At 66.0% G+C, this 18691-nt stretch carries 20 protein-coding genes; 10 read left to right on the top strand and 10 right to left on the bottom strand.

Annotated features, from left to right (window positions below; genetic code table 11):
* Window positions 1-128: 128 nt before the first annotated feature.
* Window positions 129-662, top strand: a complete 534-nt coding sequence (locus HN018_RS15550) for a PadR family transcriptional regulator (protein ID WP_239478729.1) — start codon at window positions 129-131, stop codon at window positions 660-662.
* A gap of 1 nt (window position 663) precedes the next feature.
* Window positions 664-1494 (top strand): siderophore-interacting protein, encoded by an 831-nt coding sequence (locus HN018_RS15555; RefSeq protein WP_171833201.1) that lies wholly within the window; start codon window positions 664-666, stop codon window positions 1492-1494.
* Window positions 1495-1527: 33 nt separating this feature from the next.
* Here HN018_RS15555 and HN018_RS15560 read toward each other — a convergent pair whose 3' ends face one another.
* Complete coding sequence (locus HN018_RS15560; protein WP_239478730.1) at window positions 1528-3198, bottom strand: ABC-F family ATP-binding cassette domain-containing protein; 1671 nt, start codon at window positions 3196-3198, stop codon at window positions 1528-1530.
* 260 nt (window positions 3199-3458) lie between these two features.
* Between HN018_RS15560 and HN018_RS15565 the strand changes: the two genes are divergently transcribed.
* Genes HN018_RS15565 through HN018_RS15590 form a run of 6 tightly spaced genes read left to right on the top strand, consistent with a single transcriptional unit; the run spans window position 3459 to window position 9106 of the window.
* Complete coding sequence (locus tag HN018_RS15565; RefSeq protein WP_275434095.1) at window positions 3459-4463, top strand: sulfate ABC transporter substrate-binding protein; 1005 nt, start codon at window positions 3459-3461, stop codon at window positions 4461-4463.
* 41 nt (window positions 4464-4504) lie between these two features.
* Window positions 4505-5359, top strand: a complete 855-nt coding sequence (gene cysT / locus HN018_RS15570; protein WP_408886722.1) for a sulfate ABC transporter permease subunit CysT — start codon at window positions 4505-4507, stop codon at window positions 5357-5359.
* 41 nt (window positions 5360-5400) lie between these two features.
* The gene (gene cysW, locus HN018_RS15575; RefSeq protein WP_171833540.1) at window positions 5401-6210 is read left to right on the top strand and encodes a sulfate ABC transporter permease subunit CysW; all 810 of its coding nucleotides are present in this window, start codon (window positions 5401-5403) and stop codon (window positions 6208-6210) included.
* A 36-nt stretch (window positions 6211-6246) separates the two neighbouring features.
* On the top strand, window positions 6247-7356 hold the full coding sequence (locus tag HN018_RS15580; RefSeq protein ID WP_171833198.1) for a sulfate/molybdate ABC transporter ATP-binding protein: 1110 nt from the start codon (window positions 6247-6249) through the stop codon (window positions 7354-7356).
* A 53-nt stretch (window positions 7357-7409) separates the two neighbouring features.
* Entirely contained in the window at window positions 7410-7841 is a 432-nt protein-coding gene (locus HN018_RS15585) for an Lrp/AsnC family transcriptional regulator (protein WP_171833197.1), read from the top strand.
* Window positions 7842-7867: 26 nt separating this feature from the next.
* Window positions 7868-9106 (top strand): VOC family protein, encoded by a 1239-nt coding sequence (locus HN018_RS15590; RefSeq protein WP_171833196.1) that lies wholly within the window; start codon window positions 7868-7870, stop codon window positions 9104-9106.
* 62 nt (window positions 9107-9168) lie between these two features.
* On the opposite strand, the gene HN018_RS15595 is transcribed toward HN018_RS15590, so the two are convergent.
* The gene (locus HN018_RS15595; RefSeq protein WP_171833195.1) at window positions 9169-9789 is read right to left on the bottom strand and encodes an FMN-dependent NADH-azoreductase; all 621 of its coding nucleotides are present in this window, start codon (window positions 9787-9789) and stop codon (window positions 9169-9171) included.
* Window positions 9790-9902: 113 nt separating this feature from the next.
* Between HN018_RS15595 and HN018_RS15600 the strand changes: the two genes are divergently transcribed.
* A complete protein-coding gene (locus HN018_RS15600; protein WP_171833194.1) occupies window positions 9903-10355 on the top strand; it encodes a MarR family winged helix-turn-helix transcriptional regulator in 453 nt (150 codons plus the stop codon).
* A gap of 214 nt (window positions 10356-10569) precedes the next feature.
* Here HN018_RS15600 and HN018_RS15605 read toward each other — a convergent pair whose 3' ends face one another.
* On the bottom strand, window positions 10570-11313 hold the full coding sequence (locus HN018_RS15605) for an SDR family NAD(P)-dependent oxidoreductase (protein WP_239478732.1): 744 nt from the start codon (window positions 11311-11313) through the stop codon (window positions 10570-10572).
* 102 nt (window positions 11314-11415) lie between these two features.
* Here HN018_RS15605 and HN018_RS15610 point away from each other — a divergent pair, with 102 nt between their 5' ends.
* The gene (locus HN018_RS15610) at window positions 11416-12324 is read left to right on the top strand and encodes a LysR family transcriptional regulator (protein WP_171833193.1); all 909 of its coding nucleotides are present in this window, start codon (window positions 11416-11418) and stop codon (window positions 12322-12324) included.
* A gap of 28 nt (window positions 12325-12352) precedes the next feature.
* Here the strand turns inward: HN018_RS15610 and HN018_RS15615 are convergent, their stop codons facing one another.
* The 7 genes from HN018_RS15615 to HN018_RS15645 form a co-directional block, all read right to left on the bottom strand.
* Window positions 12353-13627, bottom strand: a complete 1275-nt coding sequence (locus HN018_RS15615) for a family 1 glycosylhydrolase (protein WP_204259546.1) — start codon at window positions 13625-13627, stop codon at window positions 12353-12355.
* A gap of 279 nt (window positions 13628-13906) precedes the next feature.
* Window positions 13907-14494 carry a CoA pyrophosphatase gene (locus HN018_RS15620; protein WP_171833192.1) on the bottom strand — a complete coding sequence of 196 codons (588 nt, stop codon included), beginning with the start codon at window positions 14492-14494 and terminating at the stop codon, window positions 13907-13909.
* Between the two features lie 29 nt (window positions 14495-14523).
* Window positions 14524-15243: an anti-sigma factor gene (locus HN018_RS15625; RefSeq protein WP_171833191.1), complete on the bottom strand. Its 720-nt coding sequence runs from the start codon at window positions 15241-15243 to the stop codon at window positions 14524-14526.
* Window positions 15240-15803, bottom strand: coding sequence for a sigma-70 family RNA polymerase sigma factor (locus tag HN018_RS15630; RefSeq protein WP_171833190.1), 564 nt, complete (start codon window positions 15801-15803; stop codon window positions 15240-15242). Before HN018_RS15630 ends, HN018_RS15625 begins: the two co-directional genes overlap by 4 nt.
* Before the next feature lie 207 nt (window positions 15804-16010).
* Window positions 16011-16838, bottom strand: coding sequence for an alpha/beta hydrolase (locus HN018_RS15635; protein ID WP_204259547.1), 828 nt, complete (start codon window positions 16836-16838; stop codon window positions 16011-16013).
* An 80-nt stretch (window positions 16839-16918) separates the two neighbouring features.
* Window positions 16919-17185, bottom strand: a complete 267-nt coding sequence (locus tag HN018_RS15640; protein ID WP_171833189.1) for a hypothetical protein — start codon at window positions 17183-17185, stop codon at window positions 16919-16921.
* Window positions 17186-17250: 65 nt separating this feature from the next.
* Complete coding sequence (locus tag HN018_RS15645) at window positions 17251-18687, bottom strand: MFS transporter (RefSeq protein ID WP_171833188.1); 1437 nt, start codon at window positions 18685-18687, stop codon at window positions 17251-17253.
* Window positions 18688-18691: the final 4 nt, after the last annotated feature.

Below are 18691 nucleotides of genomic sequence, written 5' to 3' on the forward strand. Positions count from 1 at the left end.
TATCTTACGATATGTCTTATAGAGCATCGATCTCCCACACCAATCGTCTCCGCCATCTGATCCACGCGATCGGAGGCCATCGCGGACGATCAGGCTTCGGCCGTGGCGGAGGCTTCGGACGCGGCTTCATGGGCGACGGCGACGGCTTCACTGCTGGCCGCAAGCTCAGCTCGGCCGACCTGCAGCTGGTCCTGCTGCTGCTGCTGGGGGAGCGCCCGGCGCATGGCTACGAGCTCATCCGCATGCTCGAAGACCGTTCCGGCGGCTTCTATGCGCCGAGCCCGGGCATGGTCTATCCGGCCCTCACCTATCTCGAGGAGATCGGTCACGCCGCGGTCGCCCCGGACGGCAACCGCAAGCTCTACTCGCTGACCGAATCCGGCCGTGCCCACCTCGCCGCCAACCGTGCCCAGGCGGACCTGATGCTCGACGCACTCGCCCGGATCGGCGGCCGCATGGAACAGGTGCGCGAAGCCTTCGCGGGGGTCACCGATGCCGATCCGCATGGTCCGGACGACCTCCATCGCGCCCGGCACGCCCTCAAGCATGCCCTGATGCGCAAGCGCGGTTGCGATGCCGGCGAGGCTCGCCGCATCGCCCGCATCCTGGACCAGGCCAGCGCCGACATCCTGGCTGGCCCGGCTCCGGGCGGGGAGCACTGAGATGAATGCCCTGGTTCCGGTGTCCCGCCCGGTACGCACGCCGATACGGATCCGGCACGACGTCCGCATCCGGCTGGCGCAGGTCGTGCGCGTCGAGATCCTGTCGCCTCGCATGCGCCGCATCGTGCTCGGCGGCGGCGACCTGGCCGACTTTTCCACTGCCGCACCCGACGACCACGTGAAGCTGTTCTTCACAGCTCCCGGCCAGGACAAGCCGACGCTTCCGACGATGGGGCCGGACGGCCCTGCCCTGCCAGAGGGCGCGGCACGCCCGACCGCCCGGGATTACACGCCACGACGCTTCGATGCCGCCTCCGCCACGCTCACCATCGAGTTCGTCCTGCATGGACACGGACCCGCCGCGAGCTGGGCGCGATCCGCCGTGCCCGGCCAGTGGCTCGGCATCGCCGGACCACGCGGCTCGCAGCTGGTGCCCGAGGATTACGACACCTACCTGCTCGCCGGCGACGAGACCGCACTGCCGGCGATCGCCCGCCGGCTCGAGGAAATGCAACCGGGTGCCCGCACGATCGCCCTGATCGAGATCGAGAACGGAGACGAGGAACGACACCTGCCGACCGCAGCCAATGCATCCGTCCAGTGGCTGCATCGAGACGGCCGGCCGGCCGGAACGTCGGACCAGCTCGAACGGGCGCTGCGATCAGTCCAGCTGCCGGACGGCGACACCCACGCCTGGCTTGCCGGTGAACTCGATACGATCAGGAGACTGCGCACACACCTCATCGAAGATCGGACCATCCCGCGCACCGACATCAAGGCAGCAGGCTACTGGAGGCTTGGAGTGGCCGGGGCGCATGGGAAGATAGAGTAGAGCTCTACCGGATATGAGCCGCAGTTTGAGCCATCAGGCGCGCTTGGCCTTCTTGACACGCTTCTCGCGGGAGGCCGCCTGCGACGGGGCCGCAGTCCCGCCTTTGGAGCGCTCCAGGACGAACTTGGCATAGTCGTCCATGTCGCCGTCGAACGGTACCACCGTGTTGTCGGCAGCGAGCCAAAGGCGATCCGCCACCAGCTCCATCAGCGACCGGTCATGCGTAATCAGGATCACGGCACCTTCGTACTCGTTCAGCGCGTCCAGCAAGGCGCGCCGGCTGTCGATGTCGAGATGGTTGGTCGGCTCGTCGAGGATCAGCATGTGCGGTGCCGCCATCGCGACCAGGTTCAGCAGCAGCCGGGCCCGCTCGCCTCCCGACAGCGCCTCGACAGTGGTGCCCTGCTTGTCGAAGCCGATCCCGAACTGCGCCAGCTTCGAGCGCTGCGACTGGTCGCTGTCCAGCGGCCGCGTCCGGCGCATGATGTCGAGCGGGGTCTCCGCCGGATCCAGCGCCTCGATCTGGTGCTGATGGAACCAGCCCACCTCCATGCGGGTGCTGCGGGTCATCCGGCCGGAGCGGATACCCAGCGCGCCCGCCGCCATCTTGGCGAATGTCGACTTGCCGGCACCGTTGACGCCGAGCAGCCCGATCCGGTCGTCGATGTCGAGACGCAGGTCGAGACCGCGCAGCACCGCCGGGTCGTCGCCATAGCCGATCTCGACATTCTCCAGCCGCATCAGCGGCGGCGCCAGCGGACGCGGCGGCGACGGCAGCAGGAACGGCGACACCCGCTCCTCGATGGTGGTGGAGATCGGCTCCATCTTGGCCAGGCGCTTCATCCGGCTCTGGGCCTGCGCCGCCTTGGCGGCCGACGCCTTGAAGCGATCGACGAAGGATTGCAGATGGGCGCGCTCGGCTTCCTGCTTCACCCGCTGCGAGCTCTGCAGGCGGATCTTCTCGGCGCGCTGCTTCTCGAAGCTGTCGTAGCCGCCGGTATAGAGCTCCAGCTTGCGCTCGGTGACGTGCAGGATGAACCCGACCGAATTGTTCAGCAGTTCGCGGTCATGGCTGATGATCAGCGCCGAATGCGGATAGCGCGCCAGCCTGGCCTCGAGCCACAACGCGCCCTCGAGGTCGAGATAGTTGGTCGGCTCGTCCAGCAGCAGCAGGTCCGGCGCCGAGAACAAAGCCGCCGCCAGCGCCACCCGCATGCGCCAGCCACCGGAGAACTCGGCCATCGGCCGCTCGAGGTCCTCGGTCGAGAAGCCGAGGCCGTTCAGGATCTCCGCCGCCCGCGCCGGTGCGGTATCCGCGTCGATCTCGATCAGCCGCGACCAGATGTCGCCCATGCGCTCGGGTTCGGCGCTCTCGAGCTCGGCATACAGCGACGCCCGCTCGACATCGGCGGCCAGGATGGTTTCCAGCAGGCTGACCGCCGTCGCCGGATGCTCCTGGTCGACGGTCGCCATGCGCGCGGTTTTCGGAATACCGATCTCGCCGGAATCAGGCTGCAGCTCGCCCTTGATCAGCTTGAACAGCGTCGACTTGCCGACACCGTTGCGCCCGACCAGCCCGACCTTCGACGGGTTCGGCAAGCTGACGCTCGCCTTGTCGAAGAAGCGCCGGCCCCAGGCATTGAATACGAGGCTCTCGATCTGAAGCATCCGGCTGACAATTCCCTTGGGGACGAGCAGGAGCATCGAATGCTGCTCTGCAGCAGGGCTTCTACGGCAAGACGGGCCGGATTGAAATTACGACGTGCGCACGGCAGCACCCGATCCGGCCGGCGTCGGCAGCAAGTCCCCGTCCGTCTCGATATTGGTCCTTGTCTAGATTAAAGGGTCCGACGTCGTTTCGCCCGCGTTGACATGCCAGATCAACCAGGGCTTAAGCTCATAGCCTGCAAGACGCCGTGCTACTTCAGAACCACTACCATACTTCGTGGAACAGGATGCTCATCATGAAGCGGCTCCGCCTTCTGGCCTCGGTCTTCCTGGCCGCGATCCCGCTTTCCCACGGTATGGCCGCCTCGCCGAAAAGCCTGCTCAACGTCTCCTACGACCCGACCCGCGAGCTGTACAAGGACATCAACACGCAGTTCGCGGTCGCCTGGAAGCAGCAGGGCGGCGACGACGTGACGGTGAAAACCTCGCATGGCGGCTCCGGCGCGCAGGCGCGCTCGGTGCTGGACGGGCTGCAGGCGGACGTCGTGACGCTCGGCATCGCGTCCGACATCGATGCGCTGGCCTCCAAGGGACTGATCGCGACCGGATGGGCCGACCGGCTTCCAAACCATTCGGTGCCCTATACCAGCACCATCGTGTTCCTGGTCCGGCACGGCAATCCGAAGGGACTGCACGACTGGAGCGACCTGGTGCATGACGGCGTGCAGGTGATCACCCCGAACCCGAAAACCTCGAGCGGCGGCCGCTGGAGCTATATCGCGGCCTATCTCTGGGCACTGAACCAGCCGAACGGCGACGAGGCCAAGGCCGAGGCCTACCTGAAGCTGCTCTACCAGCACGTGCCGATCCTCGACACCGGCGCACGTGGCGCCACCAACAGCTTCGTGCAGCGCGGCGCCGGCGACGTGCTGCTGGCATGGGAGGACGAGGCCCTGCTCGCCGCGCACGATCTCGGCGCCGGCCAGTTCGACATCGTCTACCCGTCGAGCTCGGTGAAGGCGGAGCCGCCGGTCGCCGTGGTGGATGCTGTGGTAAAGACCCGCGGCACCCAGAAGCTGGCCGAGGCCTATCTCCGCTTCCTGTACACGCCGGAAGGCCAGGAGATCGAGGCCAGGCACCATTACCGCCCGATCGATCCCGCCGTGGCGGCCCGGCACCGCGCCGAGTTCCCGGAGCTGAAGACCTACGATGTCGAGAGCATCGGTGGCTGGAAGGTGTTGCAGCCGAAGCACTTCGGCGATGGCGGGATCTTCGACACCATCTACACTGCGGGGAAATGAGCGCCTCCCTTTCCCCAGATACGACCCCTCATGGTCCGGTCGTGAACCGCGTGCCGCGCGGCCGGAGGCCCCGGACACCGGCGGTGATTCCCGGCGCGGTGCCGGCGTTCGGCCTGACCCTGGTCTGGGTCGGGCTGCTGGTGCTGTTGCCGCTGGCGGCCCTCGCGGCGCGCCCCTGGGAAGACGGACCGGCCTGGATCCTGCACGCGCTCGCCAACCGTCGCACCCTCGCCGCACTCCGGCTCAGCTTCGGCACGGCGCTGGTGGCGGCCGCGGTCTGCACCCTGCTCGGCCTGTTGCTCGCCTGGGTGCTGGAGCGGGTGCGGCCGCCGGGCTGGCGCGTGCTCGACGCGCTGGTCGACCTGCCGTTCGCCCTGCCGACGGCGGTCGCCGGCATCACCCTGACCACGCTGTACGCACCGAACGGCTGGCTCGGGGCGCCACTTGCCCACCTGGGCATCCATGTCGCCTACACGCCGGTCGGGATCATGATCGCGCTGGTGTTCGTCGGCCTGCCGTTCGTGGTGCGCACGGTGCTGCCGGTGCTCCGCGACCTGCCGCATGAACTCGAGGAAGCAGCCTCCACGCTCGGCGCGAAGCGCGGCCAGATCGCCCGGCGCGTCCTGCTTCCGGCGCTACTGCCGGCATTGGCGACCGGCTTCGGGCTCGCATTCGCGCGCGGGGTCGGCGAATACGGCAGCGTCATCTTCATCGCCGGCAACCGGCCGCTGGTATCGGAGATCGCCCCGCTGCTGATCGTGATCCGGCTGCAGGAGTTCGACTATGCCGGCGCGGCCGCGATCGGACTGGTGATGCTGCTGACCGCCGCCCTGTGCCTGCTTGCGGTGACCGTGCTGCGCCGCCGACTGCCCGCGATGCGTGGCGTGGCCCGTTGAGCGGCGCCATCGACAGCGGCGCGCTCGACACACGCTCGGGCATACGCACGGCATCGGGCCTGGCGCTGACCATCGCCGCGTGGGCCATCGCCCTGGTGTTCCTGCTGCTGCCGATCGCCTCGCTGTTCACCGAAGCGTTCCGGAAAGGGCTGGGCCCGGCGCTGGCGACGTTCGCCGATGCCGACGTCCGTTCGGCGCTGTGGCTGACCGCCCTGGTGGCGGTGATCGTGGTGCCGGTCAACACCGTCTGCGGCCTGTTCGCCGCCTATGCGCTGACCAAGTTCGACTTCCCCGGCCGTGCCGCCCTGCTGGTGCTGATCGAACTGCCGCTGTCGGTCTCGCCGGTGGTGGCCGGGCTGGTCTGGGTGCTGCTGTTCGGCGCGCATGGCTGGTTCGGATCGTGGCTCGCGGCGCACGGCATCCGCATCGTGTTCGCCCTGCCCGGTATCCTGCTGGCCACGCTGTTCGTGACCTTCCCGTTCGTCACCCGCACCGTGATGCCGGTGATGGAGGCGCAGGGACGCGAGCAGGAGGAGGCGGCGACCATGCTGGGTGCCGGCTTCCTGAAACTGTTCCTGCGGGTGACCCTGCCCGAGATCCGGGTGGCGCTGATCTCCGGCGTGCTGCTGTGCACGGCGCGCGCACTCGGTGAGTTCGGCGCGGTCTCGGTGGTGTCCGGCCATATCCCCGGCCAGACCGAAACCGTGCCACTGCGCATCGAGACGCTCTACAACGACTACGAGACCGTGGCGGCGTTCTCGCTGGCGGCATTGCTGGCGATCGTGTCCGGCCTGACGGTGGGCTTGCGCGGCTTCCTGGACTGGCGGCACTCCCGGAACACGACACTCTGAACCCGCCCCCGTGACCCTGCCTTTCCAAGGAGCCCCATGGGCGTCGATCTGCGCGACATTACCTGCCTGTTCGGCCGCACCCCGGCGGTACGCGACATCAGCCTGGTGGTGCCGACCGGCGAGTTCCTCGCACTCGTCGGCCCGTCCGGTGCCGGCAAGACCACGCTGCTGCGCATCATCGCCGGGTTGCAGCCGGGCTATACCGGCCACCTGACCATCGGCACGCGCGACGTGACCCAGGTGCCGGCCCGCGACCGCAACATCGGTTTCGTGTTCCAGAACTATGCGCTGTTCCGGCACATGACGGTGGCCGATAACGTGGCATTCGGGCTGCAGGTCCGGCCGCGTGCACGCCGGCCGGACCGTCACGCCATCGCCGCCCGCGTCACCGAGCTGCTGGAGCTGGTCCAGGTCGGCGCGCTCGCGAAGCGCTACCCGGCGCAGTTGTCCGGCGGGCAGAGGCAGCGGGTGGCGCTGGCGAGGGCGCTGGCGACCGAGCCCGAGTTGCTGCTGCTCGACGAGCCGTTCGGCGCACTCGACCCGCTGGTCCGCAAGGAGATCCGCGGCTGGCTGCGCGGCCTGCACGACCGGCTCGGACTGACCTCGATCCTGGTCACCCACGACCAGGAGGAAGCGCTCGAGGTGGCGGACCGGATCGCCGTTCTGCGCGACGGCAGGCTCGAGCAGGTCGGCAGCCCGCATGATTTGGAGGACGCGCCGGCCACCCCGTTCGTGCACCAGTTCCTCGGAGAGACCGTGACCTTCACCGCTATCCGGGATCATGGGCGGCTGCGGCTGGACGGGGCATGGGCGCACGTGGCGACGACGCTCCCGGGCGACAGCGATGCCGGCGGCGGCAGTGTGCTGCTGTCGTTGCGGCCATACGAGATCGGCCTGTCCGCGTGCGCGGCCGGCGAGAACGGCGCGCACGTCGTCGCGGTCCAGCGGGCCGGGGCCTTCACGCGCTACCGGCTCGCGCCGACCACCGACGACCAGGCGGATACGCTCGAAATCCTGGTGCCGGCGATCCTGCCGCCGCTATTGTCCGGGGCGCGGTGTCGGCTCGATCTGTCACGCGCCAGGCTGTTCGGGACGGCGGCACGGCAGGCAACGACGCTGGGCATGGCGGCCACCGTGCCTGCATGACCGGCGTCCCGGCCCGGCATTGACAGCCCAGCCCTGCCCGGTACCGTCGCCCGATGCCGCCTGACGCGATCGACCGAGAACTCATCGACCTGCTGACAACGAATGCACGCCTGCCGGCAGCCGAACTCGGCCGGCGGCTGAAACTGTCGCGCACGACGATCCAGAGCCGGATCGAGCGTCTCGAGCGGAACGGTACCATCCTCGGCTACACGGTTCGCGCCGCGACCGATCCGTCCGATCCGATGGTCCGGGCGCATGTGCTGATCACCCTGGCGCCGAAAAAGACCGCCTCGGTCGAGATCATGCTCCGCAAGATCCCGCAGGTCCGCGAACTGCATGCGGTCAGCGGCAATGTCGACCTGATCGCGGTGATCAGCGGCACCGCGAATAGCGAGCTCGACCGGGTGATCGACCAGATCGGCGAACTGGACGGGGTCGTGCGTACAAACTCCATGATCCTGCTCTCGACCCGGATTTCCCGCTGACGCTTTCCTCCGAGATGGAAATGTCGATGAACCACCCGACGCCGACGAACCGCTCCTCCGGCCTGATCGACCCGAATATCCTGCGGACCGCGTTCTCCCGCGCCCTGTCGGACATGTACCGGCGGGAGGTGCCCCTGTACGGAACGCTGCTGGAGCTGGTCGCGGAGACCAATCGTACCGCGTCCGGGGACGTCGCCCACCGCCTGGAGGTCGAGCGGCACGGCGCCATCCGTGTCGGCACCGCATCGGAACTGGTGGGCGTCCGTCGGCTGTTTTCGGCGATGGGCATGCAGCCGGTGGGCTATTACGACCTGGCCGCGGCGGGTGTGCCGGTCCACTCTACCGCGTTTCGTCCGACCGATGCGGCAGCGCTGGCGATCAATCCGTTCCGCGTCTTCACCTCGCTGTTGCGGCTGGACATGGTCACGGACGCGGCACTTCGCGAGGAAGCGGCCGCCATTCTCGACCGCCGCCGGATCTTCACCCCTCGCCTGCTGGACCTGCTCGCGCTGGTGGATCGGGAAGGCGGACTGCCGTCGGCCCATGCGGAGGACTTCGTGGCCGAAGCCCTGCACACCTTCCGCTGGCACGAGACGGCTTCGGTGGATGCGGGCCTGTATCGCCGGCTGAAGGCGTCGCATCCGCTGGTGGCCGACGTCGTGTGTTTTCGCGGACCCCACATCAACCATCTGACCCCGCGCACGCTCGACATCGATGCGGCCCAGGCGGCGATGCACAGGCTGGGCATGAACCCGAAACCGGTGATCGAAGGGCCGCCCCGGCGCGCGGTGCCGATCCTGCTGCGGCAGACCAGTTTCCAGGCGCTCACCGAGCCGGTGCGTTTCGTCGGCCAGGGCGACCACGACCGCGGCACCCATACGGCCCGCTTCGGCGAGGTCGAGCAGCGTGGCGCGGCGCTGACCCCGGCCGGTCGCGCCCTGTACGATCGCCTGCTGGCGCAGCTTCAGTCCGAGGTGGCGGCCGGCGCAGACCGGCAGGAGGCGGGCGGCCGCATCTTCGCCGAATTCCCCGATGACATCGACGCCATGCACGAAGATGGACTCGCCTTCTTTCGGCACGGCACCTCCGAGCCGATCCTTTACGAGGACTTCCTGCCGGTCAGCGCGGCTGGCATCTTCCAGTCCAATCTCGGTCCGGGTACCCGCGAAACACTCGCCGTTTCGAGCCGCCAGGCATTCGAGACAGAACTGCAGTCACCGACACTCGACGAGACGGCGCTTTACGCTGCCGCAGCGGCCGAATAATCGGCAATCGCTCGCAGATGGAGCCTGACGCCCGATAGAATCCCAGCTGAGCCGATGGCGGATCAGCCGACCGCTGCGAGGACGGCAGGGCGATACTTTGCCACGAATTCTTCAACCGTAGTCGAACCGAAGGAGACTGCGGCAGTACCGCCAGCAAGAATGATTTCGACGTCCGTCACACCGATGAAGCCGAGGATCCGTCTGAGGTAGCCAGACTCGTAGTCGGATGCGGCAGCAGGCAAGCCTTCGTCGTAGGCGCCCCCTGAGGCGATGATGATCTTGCATGTTTTACCGGTGACCAGACCTCTGCGTTCGGGAGGACCGGAGTGTGTCGTGCGGGGGCGAACGACGAGGTCGATCCAAGCCTTCAGATTGGCCGGGACGGTAAAATTGTACATGGGCGTTCCGATGAGGATCTCGTCGGCGGCGAAGAGTTCGGCGATCAGTTCGTCGGAGATGTCCAGGGCCTGTCGCATTTCCGGCGACCGCTCGTCGGCAGGGAGGAATATCCCCGCAATCCACGGGACGCCGACATAGGGAATAGTGTTGTCTGCCAGATCCCGCAGGATGACCCTTCCGCCGGAGTGCTTCACCCGCCAGGCTGTGACAAAGTCGTCGCTGAGCGTACGCGAGATGGAGTTGTTGCCACGTGGGCTCGATTGGATGTTGAGAAGCGTAGGCATTTGAGTCCTTTACGAAAGCAAGGCTGGCGTCATCCGGCCATATGGTCAACTTACTTGACTACATGACCTACCTACACGTCTCGGGCAGAAATGGTCAAGAATGTTTACTATAAATGGTTAAAATTCTCCCTAACATCGCCCAGAGCCTGATGGCGGCATCCCGGGCGCATACGGCTGCCGTCATCGCCCGACTGGCACTACGTGGATACGATGACTTTCCATTCGCGTCGGCGAGCCTGCTGTGGCTGCTGGATGAAGGCGGGACGCGGTCGACGGCGCTTGCGCAGCGGGCAGGCGTGACCAAGCAAGCGATGAGCCAGCTGGTGCGACTGATGGAGCGGCAGGGGTACTTGGAGCAGGTACCGGACTCGACCGATACGCGGGCGAAGGTGGTGCGGATGACCGAACGTGGCGAGGCCGTTAAGACTGCGTGCGTCGAGGTCCGGGAGGAGTTGAACCGAAAGGTGGCAGGGGCTCTGGGAATGAGCCAGGCAGTACGGCTAGAAGCGGATCTGGATACTGCCACTGGCTTGTTCGGAGAAGTTCGCAGCACCGGCCAAAGATAATTGACGGCCTGTCACCGTGAGTGCTGACGGATCGCATTGCCGGCTTGCGAAGCCCAGGAGGCCCGAAACGTCACGGGCAAGATCCTGGTCCCGACAAACGACGCAGTAAGCCAGCGCCTGTCATCGCCGTCCGCTTTCGCATAGCCCATCACAGACGCAGGCTGACCTAAAGCGGTCTCACCGCTCTGCGGACGTACGAACCGAAAGCGGCCTTTCAGAACACCATGCCACCCGCAACGTCGATCGTGGTGCCGGTCACCCACAATGCGTCGGCAGAGACCGCGAACGCCACCGCTGCGGCGATGTCGGCAGGCTCTCCGATGCGGCCGAGCAATGTCTTCGCAACCAGGATGTCCGTCATTCCCTTGGCTGACTCGGCGTTGCCTTCGGTCGCGGTGAAGCCAGGCGCGATGCCGACGACGCGGATCTTGCGCGGGCCGAGTTCCATTGCCAACGATCGGGTCAGCGTATCCACGGCGCCCTTGGTCGAGCAATAGACATGGACCATCGGGTAGGGGCTTTTCGCCAGACCCGAACTGATGTTGACGACAACACTACCCTCGGAAAGCACGCGGGCTGCAGCCTGCGTCATCAGAAGAAGGCCTCGGACATTGAGGTTGTAGTGCTCGTCGAAACTCGCAGCCGTGAGTGTATCGAGCGTATCGATCTTGTAGATGCCGGCGTTGTTGACGAGGATGTCAAGGCGGCCGAAGCGCGCGATCGCGGCATCGACGAACGGCTGGATTTCTGCAGGGTTTGCAATGTCCGCCTTGATAGCGAACGCAACGCCGCCCTTGGCGACGATGCGATCGACGACGCGCGCGGCGTCTTCCGCCGAACGTGAATAATTGACCACTACAGAAGCGCCCTGCGCTGCAAGGCGCTCGGCAATGCCGGCACCGATTCCCTTGGAAGAGCCGGTAACGATGGCCACTTTTCCGCTCAAATCATGGATCACGCCATTCTCCTTCTGGCCGGTTAAGACGCTCCTCATATAGACACCTGCCGTTTACGTTATTAGTAACTATAATCCGCATGCGCTTATGAGGGCCGTGCAGCAATGAAGCGGGATGATCTGAACGATTTGGCGGCGCTCGTCGCCGTAGCGGACGCCGCCAGTTTTACGCTGGCCGCTGCCAGACTTGGGATGTCGCCATCGGCGCTCAGTCACGCGATCAAGGGGCTGGAAGCCAGGCTTGGTGTTCGCCTTCTCGCACGAACGACCCGGAGCGTCGCGCCGACGGCGGCCGGCGATCGGCTGCTCGCCACCTTGCGCCCCGCTCTGGCCAGTATCGATTCCGAGCTGACGGCTCTCAGCGGCCTGCGCGACAAACCAGCAGGAACAGTGCGCATCTCCACCTTCCGTCAGGCAGCGGACACTGCGGTCTGGCCGATGCTGCCGGCCTTCCTTGAGGCCAACCCCAACATCATCGTCGAAATGACGATCGACGACGCCCTGATAGATATTGTCGCCGATCGCTACGACGCCGGCATTCGCTTCGGCGAGTTGGTCGACAAGGACATGATCGCTGTTCGCGTCGGGCCTGATATCGTATCGGCCGTGGTCGGCTCGCCGTCCTATCTTGCACGAAACAAGCCGCCACGCGTGCCCCAGGATCTATCGCAGCATCGATGCATCGGTTATCGCAACAGCACCTCGGGCGGGCTCTACCCCTGGGAGTTCGAGAAGGGTGGTCGTGCGCTTCAGGTGCGGGTCGATGGGCCGCTGATCCTGAACGATAGCCGTTTCATTCTCGCCGCCGCGCTCGCGGGTGTAGGACTGGCCTATGCCTTCGAGGCCGATGTCGTCGATAATCTGGCGGCAGGGCATTTGGTCCGGGTGCTGAAGGACTGGAGTTGGACCGCGCCCGGCTACCATCTCTATTACCCCAAGCAACGGCATGCATCTCCTGCGCTCATGGCTTTCGTCGATGCGATCCGGTTCCGACCTGACCAGCGGCGTCCATGATGCCTCGAGTTGGGTCGGCTTCGATCCGCTAGCTTGCCGCCGCAAGTGTCGGCTGCAGGCAGGAATCATGACTGGTCAGGACCCCTTTCCAGTTCTTGATCAGCCGCGCATAGGCGTGTCCGACTGCGCGCGGTTTGCGATCAAGGTCGAACAGGCCTCGGGGATTGACCACCCCCCGCTTCTCGCGGAGCGCCACGTCCCAGTCGATCTGGTCGGTCAGGGAATACCAGGTAAAGCCGAGAACGGGGATGCCCTCTTGCCGAAGATGCATGAGTCCGGCCCACTGTTTCCAAAGCCAGCGCTCGGCCTCGTCGCCATTCGGACCCTCGTCGCAATTCGTCTCGGTGTGCATGATCGGAAGGTGATAGCGGTCATGGTAGAGGCGCGTCACGGGGGCGTAGCCGAACACCTCTCCCGCCCACCGACTCTGACCGTTGGCGTGGATCAGATGCTCGTTGGTGGCATACCAGTCATTGCCCATGATGCAGTGGCGACGCAGGTTCTGCGACAGGAAGAAATGATACTCATCCCGAGTCATGCCGTTATCCAGGAGGAACTCGTACATGGCGCTGTCGACCCGATGGCCGTAATTCAGATCCAGGGTCAAGAAGCGCTCGGCGTTCCGGAACTCGGCATGATGCATTGCGTCGGGACATTCCGCATGGAAATGCTCGGTCGATTCGGACTGGATAAAGAGCGCGTCTGGCCGCACTTTCAGGATTGCCCGCATGGCAAGCACGTTGGCGCGAACGATGTTCTTGATCGCCGTCACGTAGGAGCGATCGTCTTTGGCCTCCTCGTTCCACCAGCCGTATTTGGCGGAGAACACCGCGGTGATGAACATCTCGTTCACCGGGGTATAGAGCTGCACCCACGGAAATCGGCACGCGAACGCCATCGCGTACTGCGCGAACAACTCCGGAAATTCCGGATTCTGGAAATCGCCGAGCCAGTCGGGAAGTCCGAAGTGGCAGAGGTCGACGATCGGTACCGTGCCCTGGCGGTTGAGCGCCGCGAACGCCTCGTCCGCGAACGACCAGTCGTAGTGGCCGGCGCCGAGCATGGTGAGATGAAACTGCGGCCCGTAGCGAAGGTATGTGCACCCGATATCGCGGACGAGCGCGAAGTCTTCGCGCCAGCGGTCGTAATGTCCACATTCGGCCAGCTGGTCGCGACGCGTACGGCCGCCGCCGGTTTTAGGAGCGCTGTTCTCGATGCCGGTCGCAAACATGAACCGGGGTTGCGCCTCCCGGGGTGGCGATACGCCGGTTATCCTGTGGAACGGCTCGAGGACGTCCAGCATCCTCACTCTCCATTTCTACTGTGCAGCTCTAGCGCTCACGGAAATGTCATACCACGTGACGACCGCACAATTACAGTGAGTTGCCATACCAAGATTAAGATTGGGCCAGAGTTACGTAGATCGCGTCGCACACCATGGACCGCCAATGCCCTGATGCGCGACCTGAAGAAGCTGACCCGTCGTCAGGCCTGCTGTCCCCTGCTGCGAGACACGCGGAACGCCATGCATCCGCCCGCCATGAACAAGTTGCCGGATTACCGGCAAGTCCCGGCAAGATCCTTAGCCTCTCAGCACTGTCGCAAGCGCTACCAGGATGCCCGCGGTGGCTCCCCAGACATCGTGCTCGGGATGCGGCCAGCTCCACGAGCCACGCCGTGGCCCGTCCTCGCTCAACCGGGGTGCCTCCGGATCGATCAGCAAGTCGAGCGTCAGCCCGAATATCGCGGCAACCTCGTCTTCCGACGCGCTCCAGGTCGCGTGCGGCGACAGCAGCGCCACGATCGGCACGATGGTGAACTGGCTCGATACCGTGTCGTAGTTCGGCAGCCGGCCCATGATCTCGGCCAGCATCGGGTCCAGACCGATTTCCTCGCACGCCTCGCGAAGCGCCGTGGCGACCGCATCTGTGTCCGCACGCTCCGGACGGCCACCGGGAAAGCTCACCTGCCCAGGATGGCTGCGCAGCAGTGCCGAACGCCTAGTCAGCAGCACGAACGGCTCGGGAGCCAGCACGATCGGGACCAGGACCGCCGCGGCCCGTGCATCGGCGTCGGCCGGCCAGGTCGACGGCTGCGCAGGCTGCAACCGGCTCAGCCTGGAACGAAGCCAGATTTCGGTACGGGTGTCCGCGTTGCGCGGTAATGCCATCGTATGCAGGTCGTCGCCCTCCGCGTGCGTCACTCCGGACGCGAGAGCGTAGCGCCATAGAGCACCGGGCCGGTCGGCAGTCCGGTCGGCGAACCGCCTTTTGGCTCCAGGCTGATCAGGATCTGCCCGGGACCGACGGGAACCTGACTGGCAGCCAGACGCGTGCCGGTTGCCGGCATCACGCCGAGCGAGGTGGGTATCTTCCCACCCTGCCGCAGCGACCAGAGCTGAAGATCGCGATCATCGGCCACCGCGACCGGCGACAGGGCGACGATCGAGAGACTGCCATCCGGATAGGCCTCCGCGACGTAGGCGGCGGGCTTTGCGCCGGCTGCGGCAAAGGTCGCAACCGGGACGGGCGCGGGACCTGGCTGATCGATGATCGCCAGCCCGGCGATCCCCGCGGCCAGCAGAAACCCGACCGCAGTAGCGCCGCGCCAGAAATTGGTGTTCGCCGCCTTCGACGCCAGGCCGGTTGTCCGCGAGACCATCGCCGGACGGCCGTTCCGGATCGTCGTCTCGATCCGCTGCCATAGCGATGCCGGCGGCATCACCGTCGCCGTCGAGAACAGGAGCGGCGCCAGCGCGTGCTCCCAGGCTGCGATCGCACCGGCGATGACCGGGTCCGTCTGCGCCTCGCGTTCGAGCAGTTGTGCCTCGTCGCGATCCAGCGTTCCAAGTACGTATTCGCCGGACAGCACCACCAGTTCGTCGTCCGCAGGACCGCCCGATCGAGCAAAGCCACTCATGGTTCAAGGCACCGGCGGAGACTGATCAAGGCGCGCCTGACCCAGGATTTCACCGTGCCGAGCGGCGCATCCAGCCGGCTCGACAGCTCGCTATGCGAGAGCCCGTCCATGAAGGCCAACGTCACTACCCGGCGCTGCCCCACTTCGAGCTGTTCGAGGCACCGGCGGAGCGCGTCGCCATCCGCGACCTCGGAGAGATGGTCGAGCGCATCCGGCGACGGATCCGGCTCGTCGGCCGGCTCGTGGCCGTAATGCTCGCGCGCACGGCGCCTGAGAATGTCGATGGCACGGTAGCGCAACAGGCTCGAGAGCCAGGCTTCCGCCGCGCCGCGCGATGGATCGAACTGCGCCGAACGCTGCCAGACCTGCACGAAGGCGTCGTGCATCGCATCCGCGGCAAGCGCCGGCTGCTGCATCAAACGCAGCGCCAGACCATACAGTCTCGGCGACTGCTGCTCGTACAGCGTGCGAAACGCCGCCTGATCTCCATCGGCGCAGCGTCTGAGCAGCACCGCGAGGTCGGACAATGCGGGTGTGGATCCAGGGTACACGTCGCTCATGCCCAGGCACGACCTCATCCATGATCCGAAGATCATAGCTGCTGCCTGTGGTGATGACGATACGGCCAGGCTGGTCATCGGCCTGCACGATAGGGAATAGGGCGGCTCATGGTATCGTTACGCACAAGTGCCGTGTGCGGATGAGCAGGGGCCGTTCGGCGTCGCTCCGTATCCGTTGCGACACCTGCCGTCCGGACGAGCCGGGGGCTAGCCCCGGTCTGATCCGGCGACTGCTCCGGTCCTCGCCATGAAGGCCAGGCAATCGCGAAAAGTCGGGGCCAGGAAGCGGAGCGAGCCGGAGATTGCGCCGACGATCTCGAGATGGTCGACGCCCGGATACAGGCGATGCTCGACCGCGCCACCGCGGGCACGGATCTTGTCCGCCAACCGCACGGTGTTCCCAGGCCTGACCGTCTTGTCCGACGTTCCGGCCAGCAGCAGCATCGTTGGGTTGTGGCCATCGACGTGGTTGATCGGCTGCGTCGCCGCCAGGCCCGGCTCGGGCCCGAATATGTCGCGCAGCTTGTCCGTGTCGAGCGGCAGGAAATCGTACGGTCCTGCCAGTCCGATCATTCGGCCGAGGTCGCGTTGCGGCGACAGCCCGACCGCCGCGAGCAGGCTGGGATCCAGCGCCAGCATCGCCGCATTGTAGGCGCCCGCCGAGTGCCCGATCAGCGTCGGAGGCGCATCGTTGCCGCCGAAGCCGGAAATGTTCCGGCGTGTCCAGGCCATTGCCGACGCACAGTCATCCAGGAAGGCCGGGTAGCGGACCTCGGGATACAGGCGATAATCCGGGATCACCGTCATGATCCCGCGCGCGGCGAACGCGCCGCCGACGAACCGGTAGATCGAGCGGGAGCCGGCGTCCCAGCTTCCGCCATACACGAACACCATGACCGGGAATGGCCCTTTGCCGGCAGGACGATAGATATCCAGGCGCTGGCGTGGGTCGGGACCATAGGCGATGCCGTCGCCGAAAAGCCGGGCCGGCGCCAGTGCGTTGAGCAATGTCGCCGGCGAGCAGCCGGTCAGCACCAGGCCCGCTGCACCGAGTGCAGAGAAGGCCCGGCGACCGATGGTCGTCCCCGAGCCGGCAGACGTGACCGGAACTGGGCTCAGTAACCGATCCGCTCGACGTAGTGTCCGCGCGACCAGGCCCAGCGATATCCATCCCAGCGCCAGTGTCCCGGTTGCCACTGCCAGTATGGATGCGCGATCGGCGGCGGTGGCGGGCGCTCGTAGATCGGCTGCGGCGGGGGTGGCCGGCGGATAACGACGGGAGCCTGACGATACACCACGACGGGCGGCGGCGGTGCATAGACACACCCTGCCAGCAGCCCGGTGAAGGCAACTGCGAAAGCCAGGCGACGCGGCTCGATCATTCTCTTCTCCAGGGCAGCGCCCGACGGCACGCTGCGGCAGACGGCATTTCAACGGCTCAGGACTGTCAGCCCGATAGCGGCCGCGCGATATCCTCGAGCGACTTGCCTTCGGCATCCACGCCGTAACGCAACGCCATCAGGCCGGCTGCGATCATCAGTGCGGCTGCGCCGCCGTAACCAAGTGCCAGCGGCATGCGGCCGCCCATGTCGATCAACCGCCCGAACAGGTATGGCGCACCGACGCCGCCGATCAGCGTGCCAAGGACATAGAAGGTCGAGATCGCCATCGCCCGGGTTTCCAAAGGGAAGATCTCGCTGGCCGTCAGGTAGGCCGCACTTGCAGCCGGCGACGCGAAGAAGAAGATCGCCACCCAGCCGATCGTCTGGGTGATGGCGGTGAGATGCCCCTGCGCGAAGGCCCAGGCAACCACGATCATCAGCAAGCCGGAGATACTGTAGGTGGCAAATATCATCCGGCGCCGGCCGACCGTATCGAACAACGGCCCGAGCAGGACCGGCCCGAGTACGTTCCCGATCGCGAGCGGCAGGATATACATGCCGACCTGATGCGGCATGACCCCCTCATGGTGGGTCAGCACCTGACCGTAAGTGAAGAACACCGCATTATACAGGAACGCCTGTGCCGCCATCAGCAGCAGCACGAGCAGCGACCGCATCTTGTAGTCCTTGAGCATCGCCTTCGCGATCATCGAGAACGGAAAAACGACCTGCGGATGAACCGTCAGCGCCTGTTCGACCGGCGGAAGATGGCAGTCGGTCGCCTCCTGGACCCGCCGCTCGATCCCATGGGTAATCTCGAGCGCCTCGTCGTTGCGGCCATGGGTCAAAAGCCAGCGCGGGCTTTCCGGAACCCACTTCCGCAGCAGCAGCACGAACAGGCCGAGCACGCCGCCGATCGCGAAGCCGTAGCGCCAGCCGCCCGGGAACGATCCGTCATCGCGGATCAGCATCAGCGAACCGGCCGCGCCGACCGCGGCGCCGATCCAGAACGAGCCGTTGACCAGGAGGTCGACGCGGCCACGCAGCTTGGCAGGGATGAGTTCGTCGATCGCCGAGTTGATCGCCGCATATTCGCCGCCGATCCCGACGCCGGTCATGAAGCGGAACAGCACGAAGCTCCAGATGTTCCACGAGCAGGCGGTCAGCAGCACGCTTAGAATATAAAGCCCCAGCGTGATGTTGAAGATCCGCTTGCGGCCGACCCGGTCGGTCAGCCAGCCGAACACCAAGGCACCGAAGACCGCGCCTGCAAGGTAGAGCGACGCCGCCATCCCGATGTCGGCGGCGGTCAGTCCGAGCGCGCTGGGACTTTCGAGCGCCGGCCCGATCGAGCCGACGATGGTGACTTCCAGGCCATCCAGGATCCAGGTGATACCCAGCGCCGCGACCACGAGGACATGGAAGCGACACCAGGGCAGCCGGTCCAGGCGGGCCGGAATGTTGGTGATGATCGGCGGCAGCGGAGCTGCGAGATTGCTCATCAGG

It is taken from the genome of Lichenicola cladoniae (genome assembly GCF_013201075.1).
Taxonomy (GTDB): Bacteria; Pseudomonadota; Alphaproteobacteria; order Acetobacterales; family Acetobacteraceae; genus Lichenicola; species Lichenicola cladoniae.